This is a genomic window from Bradyrhizobium sp. HKCCYLRH3099 (assembly GCF_051167855.1).
Lineage (GTDB): Bacteria > Pseudomonadota > Alphaproteobacteria > Rhizobiales > Xanthobacteraceae > Bradyrhizobium.
In genome coordinates, this window is the sequence record NZ_JBNPTW010000003.1 from 400,493 (window position 1) to 425,256 (window position 24,764).

19 protein-coding genes are annotated in these 24,764 nt (G+C 64.9%); 10 read left to right on the forward strand and 9 right to left on the reverse strand.

Annotation, left to right across the window (positions count from 1 at the left end; all coding sequences use genetic code 11):
• Nucleotides 1-11: 11 nt before the first annotated feature.
• Nucleotides 12-647 carry an HAD-IA family hydrolase gene (locus tag ACQR1Y_RS10050; protein WP_434876095.1) on the reverse strand — a complete coding sequence of 212 codons (636 nt, stop codon included), beginning with the start codon at nt 645-647 and terminating at the stop codon, nt 12-14.
• 106 nt (nt 648-753) lie between these two features.
• Between ACQR1Y_RS10050 and ACQR1Y_RS10055 the strand changes: the two genes are divergently transcribed.
• Together ACQR1Y_RS10055 and ACQR1Y_RS10060 are read left to right on the forward strand one after the other, a co-directional pair.
• Nucleotides 754-1,521 carry a S1 family peptidase gene (locus ACQR1Y_RS10055; RefSeq protein WP_434876094.1) on the forward strand — a complete coding sequence of 256 codons (768 nt, stop codon included), beginning with the start codon at nt 754-756 and terminating at the stop codon, nt 1,519-1,521.
• Nucleotides 1,522-1,632: 111 nt separating this feature from the next.
• Nucleotides 1,633-3,135, forward strand: coding sequence for a flavin-containing monooxygenase (locus ACQR1Y_RS10060; RefSeq protein ID WP_434876093.1), 1,503 nt, complete (start codon nt 1,633-1,635; stop codon nt 3,133-3,135).
• A gap of 167 nt (nt 3,136-3,302) precedes the next feature.
• Here ACQR1Y_RS10060 and ACQR1Y_RS10065 read toward each other — a convergent pair whose 3' ends face one another.
• On the reverse strand, nt 3,303-4,220 hold the full coding sequence (locus ACQR1Y_RS10065; protein ID WP_434860130.1) for a response regulator: 918 nt from the start codon (nt 4,218-4,220) through the stop codon (nt 3,303-3,305).
• Nucleotides 4,210-7,584, reverse strand: coding sequence for a hybrid sensor histidine kinase/response regulator (locus ACQR1Y_RS10070; protein WP_434876092.1), 3,375 nt, complete (start codon nt 7,582-7,584; stop codon nt 4,210-4,212). Before ACQR1Y_RS10070 ends, ACQR1Y_RS10065 begins: the two co-directional genes overlap by 11 nt.
• A gap of 182 nt (nt 7,585-7,766) precedes the next feature.
• Here ACQR1Y_RS10070 and urtA point away from each other — a divergent pair, with 182 nt between their 5' ends.
• The 7 genes from urtA to ACQR1Y_RS10105 all read left to right on the forward strand — a co-directional run bounded on the left by urtA (nt 7,767) and on the right by ACQR1Y_RS10105 (nt 14,745).
• The gene (gene urtA / locus ACQR1Y_RS10075) at nt 7,767-9,029 is read left to right on the forward strand and encodes an urea ABC transporter substrate-binding protein (protein WP_434860132.1); all 1,263 of its coding nucleotides are present in this window, start codon (nt 7,767-7,769) and stop codon (nt 9,027-9,029) included.
• A gap of 254 nt (nt 9,030-9,283) precedes the next feature.
• Nucleotides 9,284-10,210 carry an urea ABC transporter permease subunit UrtB gene (urtB, locus tag ACQR1Y_RS10080; RefSeq protein WP_434860133.1) on the forward strand — a complete coding sequence of 309 codons (927 nt, stop codon included), beginning with the start codon at nt 9,284-9,286 and terminating at the stop codon, nt 10,208-10,210.
• A gap of 34 nt (nt 10,211-10,244) precedes the next feature.
• Nucleotides 10,245-11,378 (forward strand): urea ABC transporter permease subunit UrtC, encoded by a 1,134-nt coding sequence (urtC, locus tag ACQR1Y_RS10085; RefSeq protein WP_434876091.1) that lies wholly within the window; start codon nt 10,245-10,247, stop codon nt 11,376-11,378.
• Between the two features lie 10 nt (nt 11,379-11,388).
• A complete protein-coding gene (gene urtD, locus ACQR1Y_RS10090) occupies nt 11,389-12,144 on the forward strand; it encodes an urea ABC transporter ATP-binding protein UrtD (RefSeq protein WP_434876090.1) in 756 nt (251 codons plus the stop codon).
• 204 nt (nt 12,145-12,348) lie between these two features.
• Nucleotides 12,349-13,038, forward strand: a complete 690-nt coding sequence (gene urtE, locus ACQR1Y_RS10095; protein ID WP_172110383.1) for an urea ABC transporter ATP-binding subunit UrtE — start codon at nt 12,349-12,351, stop codon at nt 13,036-13,038.
• A gap of 36 nt (nt 13,039-13,074) precedes the next feature.
• The gene (gene fmdA, locus ACQR1Y_RS10100; RefSeq protein WP_434876089.1) at nt 13,075-14,304 is read left to right on the forward strand and encodes a formamidase; all 1,230 of its coding nucleotides are present in this window, start codon (nt 13,075-13,077) and stop codon (nt 14,302-14,304) included.
• 99 nt (nt 14,305-14,403) lie between these two features.
• The gene (locus tag ACQR1Y_RS10105) at nt 14,404-14,745 is read left to right on the forward strand and encodes an FmdB family zinc ribbon protein (protein ID WP_434876088.1); all 342 of its coding nucleotides are present in this window, start codon (nt 14,404-14,406) and stop codon (nt 14,743-14,745) included.
• 29 nt (nt 14,746-14,774) lie between these two features.
• Here the strand turns inward: ACQR1Y_RS10105 and ACQR1Y_RS10110 are convergent, their stop codons facing one another.
• The 4 genes from ACQR1Y_RS10110 to ACQR1Y_RS10125 form a co-directional block, all read right to left on the reverse strand.
• The gene (locus ACQR1Y_RS10110; RefSeq protein WP_434876087.1) at nt 14,775-15,599 is read right to left on the reverse strand and encodes an MlaD family protein; all 825 of its coding nucleotides are present in this window, start codon (nt 15,597-15,599) and stop codon (nt 14,775-14,777) included.
• Between the two features lie 57 nt (nt 15,600-15,656).
• The gene (locus ACQR1Y_RS10115; RefSeq protein WP_434876086.1) at nt 15,657-16,373 is read right to left on the reverse strand and encodes a DUF1614 domain-containing protein; all 717 of its coding nucleotides are present in this window, start codon (nt 16,371-16,373) and stop codon (nt 15,657-15,659) included.
• Between the two features lie 117 nt (nt 16,374-16,490).
• The gene (locus tag ACQR1Y_RS10120; RefSeq protein ID WP_434876085.1) at nt 16,491-17,057 is read right to left on the reverse strand and encodes a class GN sortase; all 567 of its coding nucleotides are present in this window, start codon (nt 17,055-17,057) and stop codon (nt 16,491-16,493) included.
• Between the two features lie 102 nt (nt 17,058-17,159).
• The gene (locus ACQR1Y_RS10125; protein ID WP_434876084.1) at nt 17,160-19,427 is read right to left on the reverse strand and encodes a marine proteobacterial sortase target protein; all 2,268 of its coding nucleotides are present in this window, start codon (nt 19,425-19,427) and stop codon (nt 17,160-17,162) included.
• Nucleotides 19,428-19,628: 201 nt separating this feature from the next.
• On the opposite strand from ACQR1Y_RS10125, the gene ACQR1Y_RS10130 reads away from it, so the two are divergent.
• Nucleotides 19,629-20,402 carry a helix-turn-helix domain-containing protein gene (locus tag ACQR1Y_RS10130; RefSeq protein WP_434862469.1) on the forward strand — a complete coding sequence of 258 codons (774 nt, stop codon included), beginning with the start codon at nt 19,629-19,631 and terminating at the stop codon, nt 20,400-20,402.
• Between the two features lie 1,385 nt (nt 20,403-21,787).
• Here ACQR1Y_RS10130 and ACQR1Y_RS10135 read toward each other — a convergent pair.
• Entirely contained in the window at nt 21,788-23,020 is a 1,233-nt protein-coding gene (locus ACQR1Y_RS10135; protein ID WP_434876083.1) for an ABC transporter substrate-binding protein, read from the reverse strand.
• Between the two features lie 74 nt (nt 23,021-23,094).
• Nucleotides 23,095-24,645 (reverse strand): acyl-CoA synthetase, encoded by a 1,551-nt coding sequence (locus ACQR1Y_RS10140; protein ID WP_434876082.1) that lies wholly within the window; start codon nt 24,643-24,645, stop codon nt 23,095-23,097.
• Nucleotides 24,646-24,764: the final 119 nt, after the last annotated feature.

A 24,764-nucleotide genomic window follows, 5' to 3' on the forward strand; every position in this document is an offset into this window, starting at 1 on the left:
CGGCACGACAGTCATCGCAAGGAAAGCCCGGTCGCGGCTTCCAGCTCGGCAATCGCCTGCGACGCGCTGACGACCTTGATCGTCGTCATGCCCATCTCGCGCGCCGGCTTCAGGTTGACGCCGAGATCGTCGAGATAGACGCAGTCCGCCGGACTGACGCCGAGGGCTTCGGTCATCATCTGGTAGATGCGCGGATCGGGCTTGCGCAGGCCGATCTTGGCGGACTCGATGACATGATCGAACAGCGCCATCACCTCGGCGACGTAGAACGAGCGGCCGCCCTGGCTGCCGATCGCATTGGCCGGCAGGTTGTTGGTGATGCAGCCGGTCTTGCACTCCGTCTTGATCCGACGCAGCGCCTCGACCATGTCGGGGCGGAGATCGCCGGCCAGCAACGGCAGCACCTCGCGGCCGCGGACCTCGGCGCCGCCGAGCGCCAGCGATTCCTCGGCGAACAGCCGGTCGAACGTGTCCAGGTCGATCTCGGCGCGCTCGAACTTGGCCCAGGCGTTTTCAAGGTGGTTCGCGGCATTGGTGTTGCGAATGATATCGACGGGATAGCCGCGCTCCTTCTCGAACCGCGCGAACGCCTCGAACGGCGAGGTCGTCATCACGCCACCGAAATCAAAGATCACCGCCTCGACCATCTCTTGTCTTGTCCTTCGTTCGCTTCCCCAGATGGATCGCTAACACGGCACGCCGCATTTTGCGATTCGCTTGGCGACGGGGCTTGCAGCCGCTATTGCTGCAGCGATGAAGCTGCTCCTCACGATCTCCATCGCCGCATGGCTGGCCGCTTCGCCGGCGCTCGCGATCGTCGGCAATGCGCCCGCCTCGAACGACGGTATCGGGCGCTCCGTGGTCACGATCGTCGGCTCGCGTGGCAATTTCTGCAGCGGCGCGTTGATCGCCCCGAAGCTTGTCCTGACCGCCGGACATTGCGTGCAGCCGGGCGTCGATTACCGCATCGTGGAATACGATCGCGACCGCAAGCCGCTGCTCAAGACGGTGCGGCGCGTCGCCGTCCATCCGAGTTTCAGCATGCAATCGATCCTTGCTCATCGCGCCACAGCCGATGTCGCACTGCTGGAGTTGGAGGCGCCGGCGAGAGAGCGCGCACCAGCCACGCTGGGCGTGCCGCAGCCGCCGTTGGCGGCCGGCAATGCGTTCACTGTGGTGGGGATCGGCGTGGCCATTCCCGGCGACGGCAGGAGCGGCGGCGTCGTGCGCGCGGCTCCTCTGGTCGCGACCGGCAAGCCTGGCACATTGCAGATACGGCTCGTCGATCCGGCGACGCAAGGAGCCAAGCCCGGCCTCGGCGGCTGTACCGGCGATTCCGGCGGCCCTGCTTTCGAGACACAGGCGCAGGGCGAGTTGCTGATCGGTGTGATCTCGTGGTCGACCGGACCCAACCTGACGGATGGTTGCGGCGGCATGACGGGCGTTACGCCGCTCACGCTGTATCGCGACTGGATCGTGCAGACCGCGCGGCAATGGGGCATGCCGCTCGGCGGAAATTGACATCGTTCGAAGCTGGGTTGCGGCTCGCCGTCGCGGGTTGACCATCGTCGTGATCAGGTTCAGCCTGTCAGACGAGGAAACAACACCAAAAGCAAAAACCCAGGGATCCCCATGAACGTCATCGCGCCCATCCGGGAGGCTGCGTCCTCTCACGCGACCGAACATTTCGACGTACTGATCGTCGGCGCCGGCATCTCCGGCATCGGCAGCGCCTATCAGTTGACCAAGCAGATGCCGGACACGCGCTTCGTGATCCTGGAAAGCCAGGACAGTTTCGGCGGCACCTGGCGGACGCATCGCTATCCCGGTATCCGCTCCGACAGTGACCTGCATACGTTCGGCTACAGCTTCAAGCCGTGGGTCGGACCGCCGATCGCGACCGCGGAAGAAATTCTCAAATACATGGGCGATGTGATCGAGGAGAACGATCTCGGCCGCCACATCCGCTATGGCCATCGCATCGTTTCGGCAAGCTGGTCGAGCGCGACCAATCTCTGGACGGTTCACGCCGTGAAGGGCCGGGATCAAGAGCCCGTCACCATCACCGCAAACTTTCTCTGGATGTGCCAGGGCTACTATCGGCATTCCAAGGGCTATACGCCCGAGTGGCCGGACATGGCGACATTCAAGGGCCGTATCGTGCATCCGCAGGTGTGGCCGGAGGATCTCGACCTCACCGGCAAGCAGGTCGTCGTCATCGGTTCGGGCGCGACCGCGGCGACGATCCTGCCGTCGATTGCCGGAAAATGCGCGCATGTCACGATGCTGCAGCGTTCGCCGACCTATTTCCGCATTGGCCGTAACGCAATCGAGCTGGCCGAGGAGCTGCGCCGGCTGCAGGTGAAGGAAGAATGGATTCACGAGATCGTCAGGCGCAAGATCCTGTTCGAGCAGGACTGGTTCACAAAACGCTGCCTGAGCGAGCCCGAGCAGGTGAAGAAGGAGTTGATCGGCCAGATCAGCGCCATCATCGGACCGGACTACGCCGCCAAGCACTTCACGCCGAGCTATCGTCCGTGGCGTCAGCGCATCGCCTTCGTGCCGGATGCCGATCTGTTCGAGGGCATCAAGAGCGGCAAGGCGTCCGTCGTCACCGATGAGATCGAACGCTTCACGGAAGGCGGGATCAAGCTGAAGTCCGGCGATGAGCTCAAGGCCGGCATCATCATCACCGCGACAGGCTTCGATCTCTGCGTGCTCGGCGACATCGCGTTCACCGTCGACGGCAAGCCGCTGGATTTCGGCGATACCGTGACCTATCGCGGCATGATGTTCACGGGCGTGCCGAACCTCGCCTGGGTGTTCGGCTATTTCCGGGCCAGCTGGACGTTGCGGACGGATCTGGTCGCGGAGTTCGTCTGCCGCCTGCTCGCGCATATGAAGGCGAAGGGCGTGCAGAAGGTGACGCCGGCCTTGCGGCCCGAAGATCACAACATGCCGCTCTTGCCCTGGATCGACCCGGAGAACTTCAATCCGGGCTACATGATGCGCAACATGCATCTGCTGCCCAAGCGGGGCGATAAGCCGGAATGGCAGCACAGCCAGGACTACTGGAGCGAGAAGGACCAGATCCCGGCGATCGATCTGGATGATCCGGCGTTTATGTATGGGTAAGCGCTGACTGCTTGAGCCCGGGCTCCTCCTCCACTGACGGTGTCATCCCCGCGAAAGCGGGGATCCATAGCCATAGGCAGGTGTGTAGGGCGGAATGACAATTTCCGTCCTGCTCCCCCAAGACAGATCACGGAGGATGGGCGCCAACCCGGCACGACAGCGGAGGATCAACTCTCCCGCCGTGTCACGCCGGTAGCAATGGCAGCCGCTGCCGTGCGGTTCTCGACGCCGAGCTTGGCGTAGATCTGCTCCAGATGCTTGTCGACGGTCCGGGGGCTCAATCCGAGAATCTGCGCGATGTCGCGGTTGGTCTTGCCCTTCGACAGCCAGGACAGCACCTCGCCTTCGCGAGTGGTGAGGCCGAACTCGCTGGAAAACTGCTTGGGCAGTTCGCCTGTGGCCTCCTTTGCGAGCCGCAGCAGGAACTCGTTCGGGCCGGCGCCGCCCATGTAGTACAGGCGCAGCTCGGGATGATCGGGAATGGTGGCCGCAGCCTTGGTGCCGGCTTTGCCGTTCTGTGCCTGGTCCAGCCAGTGCCGCAGGGCGTCCGGCAGCACGAGTTCCTCGGTCGCCCCAAAACTGTCCGACAGCAGCTTCTGCGCTTGCGGGGTGGCCCACATCAGTCGGCCCTCGCGGTTGACCGCGAGCAGGAAGCGGCCGGAGACGTCCAGCGCGGCGCGCGCGCTTTGCGTCATCCGCGCGTTGGCGAGGTGCACGCGGATGCGCGCCAGCATCTCCGAGACCGCGATCGGCTTGGTGACGTAGTCGACGCCGCCAGCTTCCAGCCCCTGCACGATGTGCTCGGTGTCGGCGAGGCCGGTCATGAAGATCACGGGGACATTGGACAGTCCCGCCTCGCGCTTCAGCTTGCGGCAGGTCTCGAAACCGTCCATGCCGGGCATGACGGCGTCGAGCAGGATGATGTCAGGCGTGATCTGATCGACGATGCGCATCGCGGCCGCGCCGTCGAGCGCGACCATCACGGTCATGCCGGCGCCATCGAGTGCGTCGGTGAGCAGCCGGAGCGTCTCCGGCGAGTCGTCGACGACCAGCGCCACATCGCGCTTTTTGCTGTCAATGTTCATAGGCGTGCAAGGTCTTTAGAGTGGCCATGTACTGATCGAGGTCGAACCGGTCGATCAGCGTCCGCATCTGGGCGACGAATTCGGCATGCTCGGGATGGGCGCTGCCGATCTCGTCGAGCTTCAACTGGATGGCCCTGATGTAGCCGATCTGCCCGAGGCTCATCAGCTCCTCGACATATTTCAGCGGCGGGCGCGAGCCGCCTTCGGGGCGCCAGCGTGGTTGGACGACGGCATGCTCGCTCTGATAGCTCCATTCGACCTTGAGTAACTGGCGGATGGCCTCCAGCAGCCGGGGAATGTCGATCGGCTTCATCAGATAGCTGTCATGGAATGGCTGCGCCAATGGTCGGCCGTGCGCTTCGAGCGCGCTCGCTGACGTCATCAGGATGCGCGCCTGATGGTGGCCGCTGCTGCGCAGCGTCTCGGCGACGGTCCAGCCGTCCATGCCCGGCATCGAGATGTCCAGGATGAACAGATCCGGCTGGCAGTGCTGCGCCAGCGCCAGGCACGCCGGGCCGTCCGGTGCGCTCAAGAGGATAAAGCCCAGCGGCGTCAGCACCTCACGCAGAAGGTCGCGATGCACCGGATCATCGTCGGTGACGAGGATGGTCTTGCGCGGGCCGAGATAGCCGGCGACCGGCGCCTTGACCGGCGGGTGCCGCGTCGGGTTGGTCACCTCGGACAGCAGGATCTTGACCTTGAACGTGCTGCCGATTCCGACCTTGCTTTCGACCTTGATGTCGCCGCCCATCACGCCTGCCAGCAGCCGGCTGATCGTCAGGCCGAGGCCCGTGCCGGTCTGGGGCTGCGCTGCACCGAGCGCGCCACGCTCAAACGGCGCAAAGATTCGCTCGAGATCGTCGGGCTGGATGCCCGGGCCGGTATCGATCACCTCGAATTCGGCGACGGGGCTGCGATAGTGCACGACGAACTGGACGCTGCCTTTCTGGGTGAACTTGATCGCGTTGGACAACAGGTTGATCAGGATCTGGCGCAGCCGCTTCTCATCGGCATAGACGACGAGCGGCAACACGGCTGGGCGCTTGAACACGAAGTCGACGCCCTTTGCCGCCGCCTGCAGGCGGAACATGCCGACGAGCTGGTCGAGGAACTCGCTCAGGCGAACCTCGTCGCGTGACAGATACAGACGGCCGGCTTCGATCTTGGAGATATCGAGGATGCCGTCGATCAGCCCCGACAGGTGGTCGGCGCTACGGCGAACCACCCGTACTTGATCCTTCGGCTTCGGCGCCAGCGTCGTATCCTGCTCGAGCAGCTGCGCATAGCCGGAGATCGCGTTCAACGGCGAGCGCAGCTCGTGGCTCAGGCCGACGACGTAGCGGCTCTTGGCGAGGTTGGCGGACTCCGCGACCTCCTTGGCTCGCTGCAACTCGGCGTCGGTGCGCTTATGGGCCTCGATCTCCTGGATCAGGAGCTGCGTCTGCCGCCGCGTCTCGGCCTCGGCCGCGCGGCGACTCTGCTGCGCCAGCACGAACAGCCATGTCACCACGCCGATAATGATGGAGAGCGCGAAGAACACCTTCCACAGAACATCGGAAATGATGCCCCGATAGCCGGGCAACGCGGCGGAGGTCTCCAGATAGATCATGCCGAGCGTCAGTGCGACGAGCCCGGCCGAGGTCAGGAAGACGCCAACGTAATGTCCGAACTGAGAGTTGATCTTCGCCAGCACCGATTGCGGCAACATGCCGCTGAGCGCAGCCGACACTTGGGCCTGGGCCCGCGCATGCGGCTTGCAGAGATCGTGGCAGCGGGCGTCGAGCGAGCAGCACAGCGAGCAGATCGGTCCGGCATAGGCAGGGCAGGAGGCCGTATCCTCCGGCTCGAAATGATGCTCGCAGATGCAGCACTGGATCTGCTCGATGTTCTGCCAGCTGCGCTTCGGCTTGCGGGCGAGATAGTATTTGCCGTCGGTGAGATAGGCGATCGCCGGCGCCGTCACGAGCGCAACCCCGAGCGCGACGAAGGTCGACAGCGCCTTGCCGGTCGGTCCGAACAGCCCATAGAACGCGCTGATCGAGACGATGGTGGCGATGGTCATCGCGCCTACGCCCACCGGGTTGATGTCGTAGAGATGCGCGCGCTTGAACTCCATCTGCGGCGGACGCAGGCCCAGCGGCTTGTTGATCACGAGGTCGGCGACGAGCGCGCCGACCCAGGAGATTGCGATGTTGGAGTACAGCGCCAAGGTCTGCTCCAGCGCCTTGTAGACGCCGATCTCCATCAAGAGCAGCGCGACCACGACGTTGAACACCAGCCAGACCACCCGGCCAGGGTGGCTGTGCGTCAGTCGTGAGAAGAAGTTCGACCAGGCGATCGAGCCTGCATAGGCGTTGGTGACGTTGATCTTGATCTGCGACAGGATCACGAAGGTCCCGGTCAGAGCCAGCGCCAGATCCGGCCGCGCCAGCACATAGCGGAACGCCTCGAGATACATGTGCGCGGGCTCGGCCGCATGGTCGGCGGAGACTCCGTGGCTCAAGGCGAAGAAGGCGAGGAACGATCCGGCCATCAGCTTGAGCGCGCCGAGCACGATCCAGCCGGGACCCGCGGACAGCAGCGCAATCCACCAGGAGAGCTTCGATGTCCGGCGATCGCGCGGCAGGAAGCGCAGGAAGTCGACTTGTTCGCCGATCTGGGCGACCAGCGAGAACACCACGGCCGCCGCTGTCCCGAACAGGGCAAGGTCGAGATGCCCCATGGGATCGCCATGCTCGCCGGGAAACTGCTGCCAGTCGGCGAAGGAATGCGGGCTGGCATAGGCGATCGCGGCAAAGGGCAGGATGTGCAGCACCACCCAGAGCGGCTGCGTCCACAGTTGGAAGCGGCTGATCAGAGTGATGCCGTAGGTCACGAGCGGGATGATGACGACGGCGCTGATCAGATAGCCGATCGGGCGCGGGATGCCGAAACACATCTCCAGCGCGGAGGCGAGGATGACGGCCTCGATGGCGAAGAAGATGAAGGTGAAGGAGGCATAGATCAACGAGGTGATGGTCGAGCCGATATAGCCGAAGCCGGCGCCGCGGGTCAGCAGGTCGATGTCGATGCCGCATTTGGCCGCATAATAGGCGATCGGCAGGCCGCAGCAGAAGATGATGACGCTGGCAACCAGGATCGCGGCGGTGGCGTTGGTGACGCCATAGTTCAGCGTGATGGTGCCGCCGATCGCCTCCAGCGCCAGGAACGAGATCGCGCCGAGCGCGGTGTTGGCGACGCGGGCCGCGGACCAGCGCCGGGCGCTTTTGGCAGTGAAACGGAGTGCGTAGTCCTCCAACGTCTGGTTGGCGACCCACTGGTTGTATTGGCGCCTGACGCGGTCGATCCGCTGCCGCCCTGCCACTCTCAAAACTCCTCACGCGAAGCGCCTGCGCGCTTCGTCCTACCCCTCGCGAGATCTGCGGTGAGCCTACGTCGCGCTTTTGCGGTGCAGTATACGCAATCTTGCGTATCCGTGCAGTGCACGAAGCGCGCCATCCTTGGTCCGACCTAACGCGTGTCCTCGAACCAAGGAATGGGGTGCTCATGTCGGACGAAACGAAAAAAGGCCTGAAGTCGCCACTTCGGCGCCAATTGATGATGGGAATGGCCGCGATCCCGGCGCTCGCCATGCTGCCGCGCCCGTCGTTTGGTGCTGGTCCCGCAACCTCTGCTGTCAACACCACCGGCCTTGCAGTCACCGATAGCGAAGTGACCGTCGGCATTCTGCATTCGGTCACCGGCACCATGGCGATCTCGGAGACCGGCTCGGTGCAGGCCGAGAAGCTCGCGATCGAGCAGATCAACGCCTCGGGCGGCGTGCTCGGCCGCAAGATCAAGTTCATCCAGGAGGATGGCGCCTCGGACTGGCCGACCTTTGCGGAGAAGGCCAAGAAGCTGCTCGTCAACGACAAGTGCGCGGCCGTCATGGGCTGCTGGACGTCGGCCTCGCGCAAGGCGGTGCTGCCGGTGTTCGAGCAGTACAACGGCATGCTGTACTACCCGACCTTCTACGAAGGCTTGGAGCAGTCGAAAAACGTCATCTACACCGGCCAGGAAGCCACGCAGCAGATCATCGCCGGCCTCGACTGGGTCAACAAGACCAAGGGCGCGAAGACCTTCTATTTGCTCGGCTCGGACTACATCTGGCCGCGCACCTCGAACAAGATCGCCCGCAAGCACATCGAGGGCCATCTGCAGGGCGCCAAGGTCGTCGGCGAGGAGTACTTCCCGCTCGGCCACACCCAGTTCAACTCGGTCATCAACAAGATCAAGCTGACCAAGCCGGACGTGATCTACGCGATCATCGTCGGCGGCTCCAACGTCGCCTTCTACAAGCAGCTCAAGGCGGCCGGCATCGACATGTCGAAGCAGACGCTGCTGACCATCTCCGTGACCGAGGACGAGATCGACGGCATCGGTGGTGAGAACATCGCGGGCGCCTATGCCTGCATGAAGTACTTCCAGTCGCTCGACAACCCGAACAACAAGGCCTTCGTCTCCGCCTTCAAGAAGATGTGGGGCGAGAAGACCGTCATCGGCGACGTTACCCAGGCTGCGTATCTCGGCCCGTGGCTGTGGAAGTTGACCGTCGAGAAGGCCGGCAGCTTCGACATCGACAAGATCGCCGCCGCCTCGCCCGGCATCGAGTTCAAGGGCGCGCCGGAAGGCTACGTCCGGATCCACGAGAACCACCATCTCTGGTCCAAGACCCGCGTCGGCCGCGCCAAGGCGGACGGTCAGTACGAGCTGATCTACGAGACCGCCGATCTGGTCGAGCCCGATCCGTTCCCGAAGGGCTACCAGTAAGGGCGGGTCTGACGCCTCATCTTGATGGGCTGATGAGGCGATCGCGCCGCTGCACAGCAAGTGCGCTCCCTCCCCCCTTGTGGGGGAGGGTTGGGGAGGGGGGTACCCCACCCACAACTCGTCGTGTGGACCCCCCTCCCTAGCCCTCCCCCACAAGGGGGGAGGGAACGATCTCGCCCGGGGCAATGCCCCGGGCGCGAATGCGAATCGCAAGTCAGTGCGCACCGACACCACGCATCACAAGAGGACGGATCATGTTCGGCGACTATTCCATCGGCGACCTCGGGGCGATCTTCGCGATGCAGGGCTTCGCGGGCCTCATCCTGTTTTCGGTCTACGTGTTGATGGCGCTGGGGCTTGCCATCATCTTCGGCCAGATGGGCGTCATCAACATGGCCCATGGCGAGTTCATGATCCTCGGCGCCTACGTCACCTGGATGACGTCGAACGCCTTCCAGAGTTTCCTGCCGTCGCTGTTTCCAGGCTACTTCTTCGTCGCGATGGCACTGGCCTTCGTCGCCTCCGGATCGCTCGGCATGCTGGTCGAGTGGGCGATGATCAGTCGCCTCTACAAGCGTCCCCTCGACACGCTGCTCGCCACCTGGGGCCTCAGCCTGATCCTGCAGCAGGCCTATCGCTCGGTGTTCGGGGCCCGCGAGGTCGGTGTCGAATTGCCCGAATGGATGATGGGCTCCTGGCAGGCCACCGACGCGATCCAGATCCCGATCAACGGCATGTTCGTGATGTGCCTGACCATCCTGATCACCATCGTCGTCGCCTACGTTCTGTTCCTGTCGCGCTGGGGCAAGCAGGTCCGCGCGGTCGTGCAGAATCGCGTGATGGCCGGCGCCGTCGGCATCAACACCGAGAAGGTCGACCGCTACACCTTCGGTCTCGGCTGCGGCATCGCCGGCGTCGCCGGTTCGGCCTTCACCATGATCGGCTCGACCGGTCCGACCGCCGGCCAGCTCTACATCGTCGACACCTTCCTGGTCGTCGTGTTCGGCGGCGCCGCCAGCCTGATCGGCACCATCGCCTCGGCCTTCACCATCTCCCAGGCGCAGTCGACCATGGAGTTCTTCATGTCCGGCTCGATGGCCAAAGTCCTCACGCTGCTTGCGATCGTCGCCATCCTGATGCTGCGGCCGCAGGGCCTGTTCGCCCTCAAGGTCCGCAAATGAGCCAGCTTCGTCAGTCCAACAAGAAAGCACGGCCATGATCAACTCGCGCTTTTTCAACCGCTCGGAGCTCATCGGCTTCGTCTCCCTGCTGCTGCTGCTCGTCGTCATCCTGCCGCTGGCGCTCGACATCTTCCGCCTCAACCTCGTCGCGAAATACCTGACGTACTCCTTCGTCGCCATCGGCCTGGTGCTGTGCTGGGGCTATGGCGGCATTCTCAGCCTGGGGCAGGGCGTGTTCTTCGGCCTGGGCGGCTACTGCATGGCGATGTTCCTGAAGCTGGAGGCGTCCAGCGTCGAGAACACCAAGATCCAGTCGACGCCGGGAATTCCCGACTTCATGGACTGGAATCAGCTGACCGCGCTGCCGTTCTTCTGGAAGCCGTTCCAGAGTTTCCCGTTCGCACTGGCTGCGATCATCCTGGTGCCGGCGATCTTCGCCTTCATCATCGGCGCCGCGATGTTCAAGCGCCGTGTCGGCGGCGTCTACTTCGCGATCATCACCCAGGCGATCGCGGCGATCATGACCATCCTGATCGTCGGCCAGCAGGGCTACACCGGCGGCATCAACGGCATCACTGACCTGCGTACGCTGCACGGCTGGGACATCCGGACCGATCACGCCAAATACATCCTCTACTTCGTCGAGGTATTCTTTCTGTTCGCCGCCATCCTGGTCGCGCAGTTCATCCGCCTGACCAAGCTCGGCCGCATCCTGGTGGCGATGCGTGAACAGGAGGATCGCGTCCGCTTCTCCGGCTACAGCGTCGCCAACTTCAAGATCTTCGCCTTCTGCGCGGCCGCGGTGTTCGCCGCGGTCGGCGGCGCGCTGTTCACGCTCGAGGTCGGGTTCATGTCGCCGTCCTTCGTCGGCATCGTGCCGTCGATCGAGATGGTGATCTACACCGCCGTTGGCGGCCGGCTGTCGATCTTCGGGGCGGTCTATGGCTCGCTCCTCGTCAACTTCGCCAAGACCAGCCTGTCGGAGACCTTCCCGCAGCTCTGGCTGTTCGGCCTGGGTGCTCTCTTCATCGCCGTCGTGCTCGCCTTCCCGAACGGCCTCGCCGGCATCTGGGGCGACTACGTGCAGCCGCGCATCGACCGGCTGTTGGCATCGCGCAGCAAGAAAACCAATGGCGGCCTGGTCGCCGACGGCGCCCCCGCAGAGTGAGGACACAGCGATGCTCATCGGTCATCAGCCCAAGGAATTCCTGCTTGCGGTCGAAGCGCTGACGGTCTCGTTCGACGGCTTCAAGGCGGTCAACGATCTCTCCTTCTATGTCGAGGAGAACGAGATCCGCGTCATCATCGGCCCGAACGGCGCCGGCAAGACCACGGTGCTCGATCTGATCTGCGGCAAGACCAAAGCGACCTCCGGCTCGATCCAGTTCCGCGGCAAGGAGCTGACCAAGCTGCGCGAGAACGAGATCGTCAAGGCGGGCGTGGGACGCAAATTCCAGACGCCGTCGGTGTTCGAGGATCTCAGCGTGTTCGAGAATCTCGAGATCTCGTTCCCGCGCGGCCGCACCGTGTTCGGCTCGCTCGCCTTCAAGCGCGACGCCGCGGTCAAGGACCGCGTCGAGGAGGTCGCCGAGATGATCTTCCTGAAGGATCGTCTGAAGACCTCGGCGGCCGAGCTCAGCCACGGCCAGAAGCAGTGGCTCGAGATCGGCATGCTGCTGATCCAGAACCCGGACCTGCTGATGCTCGACGAGCCCGTCGCCGGCATGAGCGTCAGCGAGCGCGCCAAGACCGCCGAATTGCTCAACCGCATCATCAAGGACCGCTCGGTGCTGGTGATCGAGCACGACATGAAGTTCGTCGAGGACATCGCGCACAAGGTGACGGTGCTGCACCAGGGGCAAATCCTGTCGGAGGGCACGATGGAGCGGGTCAAGAACGATCCGAAGGTCGTCGAAGTCTATCTGGGGCATTGAGCGAATGTTCGGGACATCACTCCATCCACGCCCCCGCTGCGCCCCCCTCCCCCTTGCGGGGAGGGGTCGGGGGTGGGGGTCCACAACGGCGGTTTCGCTTCGGAGCACCCCCACCCCCTACCCCTCCCCGCAAGGGGGAGGGGAGCTGACTGCCGATGCCGCTCGATCGATCGTCTCACTCCATCTTGCATAGGAAGACATCCGATGCTCGCAATCTCCGATCTCCATGTCGCCTATGGCCAGAGCGAGGTGCTGCATGGCCTGAACGTCAAGGTCGCGCCCAACGAGATCGTCGCGATCATGGGTCGCAACGGCATGGGCAAGACCACCTTGATGAAGTCGCTGATGGGCATCCTGCCCGCCAAGAGCGGCTCGATCGCGATGGACGGCTCCGAGCTCTCCGGCATGAAGAGCTACGAGCGCGTCGCCAAGGGCCTCGCTTATGTGCCGCAGGGCCGCATGATCTTCTCGACCATGACGGTCAAGGAGAACATCGAGACCGGCCTCGTCGTGTCCGGCGAGTCCGAAGTGCCCGGCGACATCTATGAGCTGTTTCCGGTGCTGCTGGAGATGAAGGGCCGCCGCGGCGGCAATCTGTCCGGCGGCCAGCAGCAGCAGCTCGCGATCGCGCGCGCGCTCGCCACCAAGCCCAAGGTGCTGCTGCTCGATGAGCCGACCGAAGGCATTCAGCCGTCGATCATCAAGGAGATGGCGCGCACCCTGAAGCGCATCCGCGACGAGAAGGGGCTGTCGATCGTTGTCTCCGAGCAGGTGCTCAGCTTCGCTCTCGACATCGCCGACCGCGTGCTGGTGATCGAGAACGGCGAGATCGTCCGCGACGATCCGCGCGACTCCGTCGATGCCGCTCAGGTGTCCAAATATCTGTCCGTCTAACCACTCCGTCCAAGCAAAGGTAAAGGGGAGCTCTTGATGCCTGACACACTGATCAAGGTCGATCTGACCAAGTCGGCCTACGAGAACGACAAGGTGCACAATCGCTGGCACCCTGACATTCCGATGGTGGAGTGGGTCAATCCCGGCGATGACTTCATCATCGAGACCTATGACTGGACCGGCGGCTTCATCAAGAACAACGACTCGGCCGACGACGTGCGCGACATCGACCTGTCGATCGTGCACTTCCTCTCGGGCCCGATCGGCGTCAAGGGCGCCGAGCCCGGCGACCTGCTGGTGGTCGACCTGCTCGATGTCGGCCCACTCAAGGAGAGCCTGTGGGGCTTCAATGGCTTCTTCTCCAAGCAGAACGGCGGCGGCTTCCTGACCGACCATTTCCCGCTGGCGCAGAAGTCGATCTGGGACATCAAGGGCCTCTACACCTCGTCGCGCCACGTGCCGGGCGTGAACTTCGCCGGCCTGATCCATCCCGGCCTGATCGGCTGTCTGCCGGATCCGAAGCTGCTCGCGACCTGGAATGAGCGCGAGACCGCGCTGATCGCGACCAATCCGACCCGCGTGCCCGGCCTCGCAAACCCGCCGTTCGCGCCGACCGCCCATGCCGGCCAGGCCAAGGGCGACGTCAAGGCCAAGATCGGCGCCGAGGGCGCCCGCACCGTGCCGCCGCGCGAGCATGGCGGCAATTGCGACATCAAGGACCTGTCGCGCGGCTCGAAGATCTACTTCCCGGTCTACGTACCCGGCGGCGGTCTCTCGATGGGCGATCTGCACTTCAGCCAGGGCGACGGCGAGATCACCTTCTGCGGCGCCATCGAGATGGCGGGCTGGTTGCACATCAAGGTCGACGTCATCAAGGACGGCGTGGCCAAGTACGGCATCAAGAACCCGATCTTCAAGCCGTCGCCGATCACGCCGAACTATCGCGACTACCTGATCTTCGAGGGCATCTCGGTCGACGAGGCCGGCAAGCAGCACTATCTCGACGTTCACATCGCCTATCGGCAGGCCTGTCTCAACGCCATCGAGTATCTGAAGAAGTTCGGCTACTCCGGCGCCCAGGCCTATTCGATCCTCGGCACCGCGCCGGTGCAGGGCCACATCTCCGGCGTCGTCGACGTGCCCAATGCCTGCGCCACCCTGTGGCTGCCGACCGAGATCTTCGACTTCGATGTGATGCCGTCGGCGGCGGGGCCGATCAAGCACGTCAAGGGCGATATCCAGATGCCGATCTCGCCGGACAAGTAATTCTCCTCCCTGCGCGATGGGTGCGGGACGGCAGCGTTTTTCGCCGCCCCGCACCCGCCGCGCGGACCTTGGAGACGACGTTGCGCAGGAGACGAGACAATGCCGGTCTATGAATATCTCTGTGATGAGTGCGGGCCGTTCACGGACATGCGCCCGATGTCGGAATGTGATGATCCGCAGGCCTGCCCGCAATGCCGGGACATGGCGCCGCGCGTGATCCTCACCGCGCCCGCCTTTGCCTGCATGCCGGCGGAGCGGCGCACCGCGCATGCCACCAACGAGCGCAGCCGCCACGCGCCGCAGACGCTCGCGGAATACAAGGCGAAGCATGGGCCGGGCTGCGGCTGCTGCTCGCCGAAGAAGTCGCCGCGGCTGATGACCAAATCCAAAAGCGGCGCCAAGGGATTTCCGACGGCGCGGCCCTGGATGATCAGCCACTGAGCGCCAGGGGCGGCGCGAAGCGCCGTCCCCTAGCGGGACGCCGGGACCCGGCGTGGCCCTGGTGCGGGCGCCTGGCCGCCGAACTTGACGGTCATGGCGTTGGCACTGTCGCTGATATCGACCAGCGTCTTGCGGCTCTCGTCGATCACCTTGGCGGACTTGCGCTTGAAGCTGTCGACCAGCTCGCGCATCGATTTGATCTGATCGAACAACTGCCCCGGGTTGCCATCGGCGAAGCCGGGAATGGCGCCGTCGATCTTGGTCACCAGCGTATCGAAGCCCTTGAAGATGTCCTCGGCCTTGTCGATCGCGGAATCGAACGCCGCGGTCTTGGCCTGGAGCGAGGCGGTCTCCGTCTCGAAGGTCTGCAGCGCGTCCTTGATCGCCGGCGCATTGCTGACGACGTATTTGTCGATGTTGTGCACCGTCTCGACCATGGTCTCCTGGTCCTTGAGATCGGCCGTGAGCACCGGCATGCCGTCGCGGTCGAGCGGAACGGGAGGCGCGGTCGGCGCGCCGCCGACCAGGGAGATCGCGGCGATGCCGGTCAGTCCCTGGAACTCGATGCCGGCGGTGGTGTCCTTGCGGATCGGGGCGGACTTGTCGAGCGTGATCATGGCGACGATCTTGCGCGGGCTTTCGAGATTGATCGACAGGATCTGCCCGGCCTGCACGCCGTCGAAATTCACCGGGCCGCCCTTGCGCAGGCCCGCCGCCGAGCCGCCGTCGAACACGACGCGCATGGTGCTGCGCTGCTCGGCGATGCGGCGCTTCTGCTTGATCAGGACACCGCTGATCCCGGCCGCGACGATCGCGATCGTCAGGGTTCCGACAGTAAGATTGATCGCGCGCATTCCGGGTCCGTGGCTGCCTCTGCTCGATTTTAGCCGCTAATGCCGCTGGTTGAAAGCTCAGCGCGCCAGGCCCGGGCGGGAGGGGGCGGCAAGGCCGGCCAGCAGCACCGCGAGGATGCCGGTCAGAAACACGCCGTCGAAGGTCCCGGCGCCGCCGATCGAGGCCACGGGCGCCCCCAAGCTGCCGATCTTGTCGAGGTTCATCAGGTCGGCGCCGACCAGCGTGCCCATCGAGCCGCCGATATAGGCCAGCGGCGCGGCATATTCGCGCGACAGCAGGAAGGCGAGGATGGCAGTGACGACCACGGGCGCGAATACCGGAACGGCGATGCCGACACCCTGCACCGGCGTCGCCATCGCATGGATGATCACCGCGATCACCAGCACCGCGATGGTGGCGCGCAGCCAGAGCTGGTAGCGCAGCACGAGATAGGTCGACATGACAGTCGGGATCACGGCGCCGCCGACATTCACCGCCAGCAGGGTCCCCGGCCATTGATGCACCAGCGGCACGACATATTGTATGCCGAAGAAGTCGATGATCTCGCCGGAGCGTGCCACCTGTCCGGGCAGCATCGTGATGGGGATGTTGAAATAGCTGCCGACCAGCGATCCCAACAGCAGCAGCATCGCCGTGCCCGAGCTGACGCCGAGCTTCATGTAGGCGTAGCGCAGGACGCCGAGCTGGATCAGGATGAGCACGACGCCGAACGCCAGCACCAGGATGGCGAAGAAGGCTGGTGTGATCGGCAGGTAATGAAATTGGGAATGCATGTCGAAAGCGCTGCGCAGTTGAGCCGTGTCGTCCGGGCGGGATCATCCCATCAGGGCGGCACCGTGACAAATGGGCATTCGGCGCCTGGTTCCCAAGGTCGGCCACGCTTGCTCCACTCATCGATCGCCGATCAGCCTGGCGTGCAGCAGGTAGCGCTCGGGTCCCTGCGTGAGCGCGTCGAATGGCCAGCAGGTCGACAGTACCAGCTCGGCCTCGTCGGCCTGCGGATCGATGCCGAACTCGTCGAAGCGGACGACGCGGGCCGCATCGGCACGGTAGCGAAAGCTTCGTCCATCGCGCCTGACGATGTCGATCTCGTCGCCAACCTTGACGTCGCGCAGGAAGCGGAAATGCGTGTCGCGATGCGCGGAGTAGACGGCGATGCCGGTCTCGCCCGGCTCGGGTGTGCCCTCGACATGACCGGCGCCGAAGGCCAGCGCCTGGCCGCTGGAGCCGGCCAACGCGAGGGTGGAGACGCCCAGACGCTTCACCTCGATGCGCGCCACCGGGACGGTGTCGGCCCAGGACCACGGCTTGACCGGCTGGCCGGTCGCGATGGTCTGGCTGAAGGCGAGATCGAGCAGCACTTGGGCGACGATGGCCTTGGCATGGATGAATGCGCCGTGGCCGAACAGGGCAGCGCCGACAAGCGCGACCGCGATCGGGACGATGAAGCGAGCCATTCTCTCTCCTCTCGTCATTGCGAGGAGCGAAGCGACGAAGCAATCCAGAGTCGCGTCCTCGGCTCCTGGATTGCTTCGCTTCGCTCGCAATGACGATCCTCCTTAGTTGGCAGCCCGTCGCCGGATGGCGACGAGCCAGATCAGTTCGAGCATCAGCAGACCCAGGCCGAGCAGCATGCTGAGCTCGGCATCGGTCGCCGTCTTCGGCAGCGTGATCGTCCCGGGCCCGGCTGGCACCACGGGTCGCTTCAGTGCGGCGAGCTGCACGTTGCCATCTGCCTCGGCGCGGCGGTCCTTCTGCATTGCCGGCATCCGGCCGCGTTCGCCGAATACCTTCTCGAAGTCCCAGCCCGCCGGCAGGTTGATCGGCAGCTCGGCAAGTCGCAGCGGCTCGCCGTCAGGGCGGCGCGGGGTCTTGTCGACGGCGACCAGGCTGGTCAGGCGGGTCACCAGCTGATGCTCCATGGCCAGCTTGAGGATGGCGCCGTCGGCTTCCTCCGGCGTCATCTGCCGCATCGTCTTCGCCACCTCGGCGTCGCCGATCTTGCGCCGCGCCCACAGCTTGGACAGGCCCTTGCCTTCGGCGGCGCTGGACAGCGGCAGCGTGATCGTCCAGGGCTGGTCGCCGATGCGGCCCTTGAGCTGCAGCGAGCCGGCGAGGCGATCGATTTTGGCCGCGAGCACCAGCGGCTCGTTGCGATAGACGTCGGGCAGCACGGCGGGCGTCAGATCGGCCGAGGCTTCCGAGAACGTCGCGGTCAGCCCCGTCACGACCGGGTTCTCCAGCTTGGCGAACAGATCGCGCATGCGCTCCTCGACCTGCTCGACCGAGCCGATATGGGTGAAGGCGCCGCGGCCGAGCTCGGCGGCACGGCTCATCAGATAGGTGTTCGGCGCCGAGCCGATGCCGACCATGAAGATGCGCGAGCGGCCGCGCATCGCGGTGATGGTCTCGAACAGCTGCTGCTCGTTGCCGATGGCGCCGTCGGTCAGGAACACCACCTGGCGCACGCGATCACTGTCGCTGCCGTCGTCGGTGAGCGCCGCGCGCATCGCCGGCACCATCTCGGTGCCGCCGCGCGCCTCGAGCGCACCGACGAAGCTGGTGGCGCTGCCGACATGCTCGGCATCGGCCGGCACCGAGGACGGAAACAGCACCGTCATCGTGTCGTCGAAACGGATCACGTTGAAGCGGTCGCCCGGCTGCAGCCGTCCCAGCGCATAGAGCAGGCTGGCCTTGGCCTGGCGGATCGAGGTGCCGCCCATCGAGCCGGAATTGTCGATCACGAAGATGACGTCGCGCGGCTGCGGGCGCTGCGTGGTCGCGGCCACCGCGGGCGGCGTGACGAAGGCGAGCAGGTAGTCGGCATCGCCGACCTGCTCGTGAAACAGTCCGACCGACGGCATCGCGACGGACGCCGGCTTCCAGGTGAGCTCGAAATCGCGATCGGCCGGCACCACGCCTTCGGCCAATGTCACGACGCGCGTCTTCGCATCGGGGCTGTCGACCGTCACCTGATGATGGTGGCTCTTGACCTCGCCGAGCGCGAAGCCCGCCTGCAGCCGCACGGTGATGCGGGTCGGATTGACCGGAGCATCCTTGGCAGGATCGAGTACCTCCGGCGAGATGCGGTCGCGATCCGGCACCGGATCATTGCTCGCCGCGCCCCAGCCGTTGCTGTCCGGGCGGAGATCGACGCTCTGCACGATCGGCTTGGGATTGTAGCGCGGCGCGACCACCAGCGGCACCCGCAGCGCGAATTCGCCGGCGACCTGGGCCACGGGCTGCTGATATTCGATCTGCACCAGCACGGTCTCGCCGGGGCCGATATTGGCGACCGAGTTGGTGAAGATGTTCGGCCGCTCCTGCTCGGTCAGCGCCGCGGTCTTGCCGTCGCGCTTGGCCTGCTCATAGATCACCTTCGCCTGCTGGCGCGGCTTGATGTCGCCGACCACCACGCGGTCGCCGACGATCATCTTCAAACTGTCGACCGCGCTGTCCGGCGGCAGCGGATAGGCGTAGACGGCCTCCAGCCATTGCGAGCTGGTGTTGCGAAACAACTGCGTCACGCGCGCCCGCGCCGTCGGGCCCGACACCACGATGTCGACGTCGATGCCGAGCCTTGGCGCTTCCACGTAGCTGCCATCGCTTTTGAACAGCAGCGCGCCGGAGCGGGCGTCGCCCGGCCTGGTCAGCGGCGCCAGCGGGCCCTCGGCCGACCAGCCAGGGGTGATGCTGAGAAACAGCGCGGTGAAGCCGACCAGCGCCACGGCGGCGGCTTGCAGCAGCAGGAACAGCAGCATGGTCACGATCCAGGACCGGACCGGATGGCGGCTGCTGCGGATGTCATAGTCGATGGTGTCGCTCATGAGGGGCTCCGCAACGAACAGAATGGGGCAGGTTGAGAGTGAGCGGGCGCCGTGATCGCCGCGAGCGGAATGGTCGGTCTTGTTCGGCCGCCGCCCGCCCGGCTCGGTCCGGTGGTGCGCGAGAGGTCGGCTGATCTGTCCGGGTTTGTGCTGTTTTGTCCGTCTGCTAGAAGAGACCTGGGTCATGCGGCAGGGACCAGGATGTCGATATCGGACAACAGCGAGCTCACGGACGAGCAGAGCCGGCAGGTGGCGGAGACCATCCGCGAGGAGATCGCGCGTCGCCGGATGTCGCGGCAGGCGCTGGCGGAGCAGGCCAAGCTGAGCCTGTCGACCCTGGAGAAGGCGCTCGGCGGCCGCCGCCCGTTCACGCTCGCGACCATCGTCCGGCTCGAGCAGGCGCTCGGCATCTCCCTGCGCAAGGCGCCGAGCGCGCCGGTGGCGCCGCCGCCCCCGACCGGTGGCATCGCCCCGGACAGCCTCGGCTCCTATTCACGGCGCGCGGTGGAATGGATCGAGGGCACCTATGTGACCCTGCGGCCGTCGTTCGGCGACAAGGACGCGATCTACGCCTACCGCACCGACATCGTCTGGGACGATGCGGTTTCGTCGCTGGTGTTTCGCGAGGGCGCGCGGCTCGACGCGGCCTTTTCGCAGTTCGGCGAGGTCGCCGTGCCCAACCAGTCCGGCTTCGTCTACCTCGTCACCAACCGCCACGGCCAGCACCGCCTGATCACGGTATCGCGCCCGACCATTACCGGCGAGATGTACGGCATCATCACGACCCTGCTGGCGGGGCGCGGCTCGCTGCTGACGCCGATCGCGGCACCGATTGCGCTGCTGCCGCTGCGGAATGTCGTGGAGCCGAGTTTTGGGCGGCTCGGGGCGGATGATGCGAACTATGCGTTTTATCGCGAGCATCTGCGCAAGACGATCGAGGAGCCGTTCGCGCTGTTCGTGCAGGGCGTGCCGTAAGGTTTGTCTCGACCTGTAGGGTGGGCAAAGGCGCGCCTACACTGCTTGCGTCACAAGCTCCGCCGCATCGCGCGCCGTGCCCACCATTCGCTCCGAGCATGCCGAACGACGGTGGGCACGCAACCGCCTACGGGCGTCTGCTTTGCCCACCCTACGGCAGTTTGCATCGTTGCGCATACTATCAACCGACGTCATTGCGAGCGCAGCGAAGCAATCCAGAGTCCTCGCGCGGCCCTGGATTGCTTCGCTGCGCTCGCAATGACGTAGTTCGTGGGAACCATGGTGCATCTATAAACTCAGCGTCGTCCCGGCGAACGCCGGGCCCCATACCCCCAGGGAGCGGTTTGAGTCCGGCTGGTCATTGGCTTTTTGCCCAGCACGACCGGCGCGGAGTATGGGTCCCGGATCGGCGCCGTGCCGCGCGTTGCGCGTCGCGGCTTGTCCGGGACGACGGCAATGTGTGGGACGGATTCACGGGCTCAAACAGCGAAACGCTCAAGCAGCAGAGCGTCTGATCAGCAGAACGTCAATAAAGCAACCGAGCGAGTTGAACAGCAGACGGTGGACGACTGACACGTCGGCGCATTCCCGCGGCACATCATGCCCGAGGTCTGCAATTAGTCCGTCCCTCTTCAAGTGCAGAGGGCGCAGGGAATGCCGGGTGAAGGCCTCACCCATGGCCCGCCTGCGTAAAAAAATGCAGGCGGCAGGTACCACAGGTTCAGCCGACATTCCGGCATTCCCTGCGCGATGGGCTTACGGCTGCTTCGCGATCTCCCCGGTGCGCCGGCTTGTTGGCCACCGTCATCCACGCCGTGCATCTGCAGCGGTGCAGACTTGACCTCAGCTTCGGGAGGTCAGGACCACGCGACTTGACCGTCCGTGGGCTGCCGTTCGTCCGCGCATCCGAAGACACGCTGCGGCACCACCACGGCCATCGCCTCCCCACCTCGCGTGTCGTGACGATCGCGCGCAACGCCCCTCTGCGGTGAGGCGGGATGGGCGGGAGATCATCATGATTTCTGAAAAATGTCAATATGGTTTTTATAATCGGAAGCTACGCCAGGGCGGCGGTGAGCTCCCCTCCCCCTTGCGGGGAGGGGTCGGGGGTGGGGGTCCGCGCATTCCGCTCGAAATGATGAAAAAGAATAGCAGGAGCGCACCGGGAAGGCCGACATGGGGCGTGCCCTTCACTTCATTCGGAGTGCGGAGACCCCCACCCCCGGACCCCTCCCCGCAAGGGGGAGGGGAGCCGACCGCCACTGGGGGGAGAGCGGGGCTCAAGCGATGAGTGGCTGCCAAAGGCTTGTCATCGACGTGTCGGGCGTTGAGATGTGGTGCGCGAGGATTGCTGCGCTGCCTGGCGCGCCACGCCGCCGCTTCGCCTACCCCCCGACATCCGCACTGATGATATCCCCGAACAGGTCCCATTTGCCGCCCTTGAACTGCATCATCTTGAGCTGCTCGATCGGGGCGAAATCGTTCGGGCCGGTGTTGACCTTGATGCCGGGAATCAGCGTGTCCGGTGCAAAATCCTTCAGGCTGGCGGCCTGCTTCATGACGTTTTCGCGGGTGAGATTGTCGCCGCACTGCTTCAGGGTCTGCACTAGGGTCTGCGCCGCGGCGTAGCCATAGGCGAGGTTGGCGTCTGAGATGTTGGCGCCGGGCATGTACTTGTCGATGAAGGCCATGAACTTCTTCATGCCCTCGTCGTCCTTCCACTGCGGATCCGACGGGTCCTTGAGATAGCCGGCCGACAGCACGCCCTCGGAGGCTTCGAGGCCCGCCGGCTTCATCACGGCGCCGATCGAGATCGAGACGTCGGTCATGACATGCATCGGCTTCCATTCCAGCTCGGCGATCTTCTTGATCGCCTGCGCCGCAAATTTCGGCGTGGCGATGTTGACGAACACGTCGGCGCCGGTGCCCTTCAGCTTCACGATGTGGGCGTCGATCGACGGCTCGGAAGTCTCGTAGCTCTCCTCCGCGACGATCATCGTCTTCGCCTTGTCGCCCAGCACCTCCTTGATGCCGAGGACGTAGTCCTTGCCGAAATCGTCATTGGCGTAGAAGATCGCGATCTTCGCGTTCGGCTTCTCCTTGAGAATGTACTTCGCGAAGATCCGCGCCTCGACGCGGTAGCTGGGCTGGAAGCCCATCGTCCAAGGAAAGTCTTTCGGGTCGTTCCATTTGCTGGCGCCGGTGGCGAGGAACAGCTGCGGCACCTTCTTGGAATTGTGATATTTCTGAACGGCGGTCTGGGTCGGCGTGCCCAGCGCGTTGAAGACGAGGAACACCTCGTCGCTCTCGATCAGCTTGCGCACCTGCTCGACGGTCTTGGGCGGGCTGTAGGCGTCGTCATAGGAGATGAAGTTGATCTTGCGGCCGTTCACGCCGCCCTGATCATTGATCATCTTGAAATAGGCTTCCTCGGTCTTGCCGATGATGCCGTAGGCCGAGGCCGGGCCGCTATAGGCCTCGACATTGCCGATCTTGATCTCGGTGTCGGTAACGCCGGTGTCGTACTTCTTTTGCGCGAGCGCGCTGTGGCTCGCCACGATGGAGAACGCGGCGGCGGCCGCGAGAGACAGCAGAGTCCTGGTCGTCATCGGCAACATTCCCTGGGCTTCCTCTGGTTGGTCTTGTGGTTCTTCTTGGTCGGCAATGCGCGGCGTCGGCCGCGCATCGAGGATCACGACGCCTGCTGGACGAGATCGATCGCCGAAGCGGTCGCAAAGCTCTTGCGCAGGGTCGGCTTGTGGATCTTGCCGGTGGCGTTGCGCGGCAGCGCGTCGACGAAGCGGACGGTGCGCGGGCACTTGAAGCGGGCAAGGTTCGCTTGGCAGTGCGCGAAGATCTCGGCCTCGCTCAGGCTGTGGCCGGGCTTGATCGCGACGATGGCCATGCCGGTCTCGCCCCATTGCGGATCGGCGATGCCGATGACGGCGGCTTCGGCGACCGCGCTCAGCTGATGCAGCACGCTCTCGACCTCGGCCGGATAGACGTTCTCGCCGCCGGAGATGTACATGTCCTTCCAGCGGTCGACGATGTAGTAGAAGCCTTCGTCGTCGACGCGGGTGGCATCGCCGGTGTGCAGCCAGCCGTCGGTGAAGGAGGCGCGATTGGCGTCGGGCCTGTTCCAGTAGCCGGGCGTCACGTTGGGGCCGCGGACCCACAATTCGCCGAGCTCGCCGACGTCGGCATCGCTGCCGTCGGGGCGGACGATGCGCACCTCCGTATGCAGGACGGGCTTGCCGGCCGAGCCCGCCTTGCGCGCGGCATCTTCGCGGTCGAGCGCCAACACGGCCGGCGAGGTCTCGGTCATGCCGTAGCCCTGCTGCAGCGCGACGCCGCGCCTCTCCCAGGTCTCCAGCAGTGGCACCGGCATCGGCGCGCCGCCGACGCCGCCGATCACCAGCCGGCTGAAATCGGCGGTCGCGAACGCCGGATGCTGCGCCATGAACTGGTAGATCGCGGGCACGCCGAAGAACACGTTGATGCCCTGGGCCGGATCGCTGATGAGCTGCAGCGCCTGGCCGGGATCGAAGGCGCGCATGATCAGCACGGTGGCGCCGACATGCAGCACCGGGTTGGTGTAGCAGTTGAGTCCGCCGGTGTGGAACAGCGGCAGCACCGTCAGCAGCACCGAGGACGGCGTGATATAGGCGGGGCCGCCGAGATTGACGCAATTGTAGAACGTCATGCCGTGGGTGATCATCGCCCCCTTCGGCAGGCCGGTCGTGCCCGACGTGTACATGATGGTCGAGACGTCATCGAGCGTCACCGGCTCGCTCGCGGCGAGCGGCTTGGCCGACGCGATCGCCTGCTCGTAGCTGCCGCCGGGACCATAGCGCAGCGCCGTGGCGACGCCGCAGAGTCGCGCAACCGCGAGCGCGGTGTCGGCGAGGTCATCGTCGTGAATCATCACTTTCGGCGCGCAATCGCCGACGATGAACTGCAACTCGGGAACGGTCAGGCGGGTGTTAAGCGGCACGAAGATCGCGCCGACGCGGAAGCAGGCGAACTGCACTTCCAGCGTATCGGTGGCGTTCAGCGCCAGGACAGTGACGCGGTCGCCCTTGCTGACGCCGCACGCTTCGCGGAGATGGCCGGCGAGGCGGGCAACGCGGGCGTCGAACTCGGCATAGGTGAAACGCCGGTTGCTGCCGAGATCGACCATGGCGGTCTTGGCAGGGGTCCTCCGCGCATGATGCGCAATCCAGTCGTAATACCGTACTGGCACGCGTTCCCTCCTCGTGTCAGGCGGTCTGGTGCCGCCTTGATCGCGGTTGTGTCTGGCCTGCGCGTCCCGTCTCCCCGGAGGCCGGCGGGACGCGCGGCGTTTTTGACCGCGAGTGGGCC

Excerpts from the sequence above, each read along its gene's own strand:
- ACQR1Y_RS10110 (WP_434876087.1), bottom strand. The coding sequence starts at position 15,599 with ATGCGCGCGATCAATCTTACTGTCGGAACCCTGACGATCGCGATCGTC.
- ACQR1Y_RS10115 (WP_434876086.1), bottom strand. The coding sequence starts at position 16,373 with ATGCATTCCCAATTTCATTACCTGCCGATCACACCAGCCTTCTTCGCC.
- ACQR1Y_RS10105 (WP_434876088.1), top strand. The coding sequence starts at position 14,404 with ATGCCGGTCTATGAATATCTCTGTGATGAGTGCGGGCCGTTCACGGAC.
- ACQR1Y_RS10120 (WP_434876085.1), bottom strand. The coding sequence starts at position 17,057 with ATGGCTCGCTTCATCGTCCCGATCGCGGTCGCGCTTGTCGGCGCTGCC.
- urtD (WP_434876090.1), top strand. The coding sequence starts at position 11,389 with ATGCTCATCGGTCATCAGCCCAAGGAATTCCTGCTTGCGGTCGAAGCG.
- ACQR1Y_RS10125 (WP_434876084.1), bottom strand. The coding sequence starts at position 19,427 with ATGAGCGACACCATCGACTATGACATCCGCAGCAGCCGCCATCCGGTC.
- ACQR1Y_RS10135 (WP_434876083.1), bottom strand. The coding sequence starts at position 23,020 with ATGTTGCCGATGACGACCAGGACTCTGCTGTCTCTCGCGGCCGCCGCC.
- ACQR1Y_RS10130 (WP_434862469.1), top strand. The coding sequence starts at position 19,629 with ATGTCGATATCGGACAACAGCGAGCTCACGGACGAGCAGAGCCGGCAG.
- urtE (WP_172110383.1), top strand. The coding sequence starts at position 12,349 with ATGCTCGCAATCTCCGATCTCCATGTCGCCTATGGCCAGAGCGAGGTG.
- ACQR1Y_RS10060 (WP_434876093.1), top strand. The coding sequence starts at position 1,633 with ATGAACGTCATCGCGCCCATCCGGGAGGCTGCGTCCTCTCACGCGACC.
- ACQR1Y_RS10050 (WP_434876095.1), bottom strand. The coding sequence starts at position 647 with ATGGTCGAGGCGGTGATCTTTGATTTCGGTGGCGTGATGACGACCTCG.
- ACQR1Y_RS10065 (WP_434860130.1), bottom strand. The coding sequence starts at position 4,220 with ATGAACATTGACAGCAAAAAGCGCGATGTGGCGCTGGTCGTCGACGAC.
- ACQR1Y_RS10055 (WP_434876094.1), top strand. The coding sequence starts at position 754 with ATGAAGCTGCTCCTCACGATCTCCATCGCCGCATGGCTGGCCGCTTCG.
- urtA (WP_434860132.1), top strand. The coding sequence starts at position 7,767 with ATGTCGGACGAAACGAAAAAAGGCCTGAAGTCGCCACTTCGGCGCCAA.
- fmdA (WP_434876089.1), top strand. The coding sequence starts at position 13,075 with ATGCCTGACACACTGATCAAGGTCGATCTGACCAAGTCGGCCTACGAG.
- urtB (WP_434860133.1), top strand. The coding sequence starts at position 9,284 with ATGTTCGGCGACTATTCCATCGGCGACCTCGGGGCGATCTTCGCGATG.
- urtC (WP_434876091.1), top strand. The coding sequence starts at position 10,245 with ATGATCAACTCGCGCTTTTTCAACCGCTCGGAGCTCATCGGCTTCGTC.